Origin of the sequence: Trujillonella humicola (genome assembly GCF_046233715.1) — a bacterium.
Taxonomy (GTDB): domain Bacteria; phylum Actinomycetota; class Actinomycetes; order Mycobacteriales; family Geodermatophilaceae; genus Trujillonella; species Trujillonella humicola.
The window spans coordinates 1-1,365 of the sequence record NZ_JBJNRJ010000121.1; the positions used below are offsets into that span (position 1 = coordinate 1).

A 1,365-nucleotide genomic window follows, 5' to 3' on the forward strand; every position below is an offset into this window, starting at 1 on the left:
CTGACCAACCTATGAGGTCGAAGTCAAGTCGGGTCTTGGCTGATGGTGGGCAGGTTGGGTCGGCTCGCCGGCTGCTGCCGGTCGAGTTGATCTTGTAGTGGGGTGGTGGGCTGCGCTGCCGTGGGCGGTGCCTGCGCCCGTCTCCCGGCCCTACGTAGCGTTCAAGCGGGTTGTTCCCGACAGCCTTCATCCGGGCTTGGTGGGGAGACGGGCGGGGCTGCCCATGGTCAGTTGCGGGATGTGATCCCTACGGCCTGGCGGGCTCGCCCCGCCCGTGGTCGGCGGGCGCGCGTCAGGCGGCGATGGCGGCCCCCTGTCGGTGCGGGTGGACGGCGATGTCGCCGCCGGCGGCGATGGCCGGGTTCCAGGGAACGCCGTTGGTGATCACGGCGTGCAGCTGGCGCAGCAGGCTGCCGGCGACCGCGACGCGGGCCTGGGCGTCGGTGAGTCGGCGTTCGGGGCGGCCGACCAGGTGGGCGTGACGGGCGGCCAGCACGGAGTTGTGTTGCAGCGCGGCGAACACCGCCCGCCATGCGGCCAGCCGCAGCTCGGGTCGGCCGCGGCCGCTGATCCCGGTCTTGCCCTGGTAGGTGCCCGAGGCGTTGTCCCGGGGGCACAGTCCGGCGTGCTTGACCAGCGCGCGGGCGCTGGAGAACCGGCGGGGGTCCCCGGTCTCGGCCAGGATGGTGGCCGCGCCGATCGCCGAGAGCCCCGGGATGCTGCCCAGCAGGGCGGTCAGCCCGAAGGAGTCCAGGACGGCGACCATTCGTTCTTCGACGACGGCGACCTGGGCGCGGGCGTGGGCCAGGTCGGCCAGCGCGAAGCGGACCCGCTCCAGTGCGCCGGCCCGCTGGGGCAGCACTCCGGTGCCGGCCTGACCAGGGTCGGTGGCGGCGTCGAACACCGCGCGCACGATCGCCGAGTACCAGCGGTGAGTGCCGTGCTGCGGGAGCTCTTTCCGGACGGCGGCGGCGAACCGGGTCCAGCCCCAGCGGCCGATCACCGCCAGGTCGCCGCTGTCGGCGACGCGGTCGAGCACGACGGTGAGCGCGGCCAGCCAGCTCTTGGACTCCAGGGGGTCGCCGGCCGCGGACAGTGCAGCGGGCCAGGCGCACTCGAGCAGGTCCCGGACCTGCTGACGGGCGGCGCCGATGTCGACTACCAGTGCGGTGCGGCGAGCACCGAGGTGCCGCAGCCGGGCCCAGTCCGGATCGGCCCGCTCGGGCAGGTAGCAGCGCAGCTCGGTGACCAGCCGGGCGATGATCATCGCGTCGGCGTCGTCGTTCTTGTTCCGGGTGAAGTCCTCGGCCTCCCGAGCCCGATGCACCAGCAGCGGCTGCACGCACACCAGCCGCACTCCGTGCT

The 1,365-nt window shown here is 73.4% G+C and carries 1 protein-coding gene; it reads right to left on the reverse strand.

The genetic code is table 11. From position 1 onward, the window contains the following. Positions 1-292 precede the first annotated feature (292 nt). A partial coding sequence (locus ACK586_RS25345) for a transposase (RefSeq protein WP_409333305.1) occupies positions 293-1,365 on the reverse strand: 1,073 nt, incomplete at its 5' end.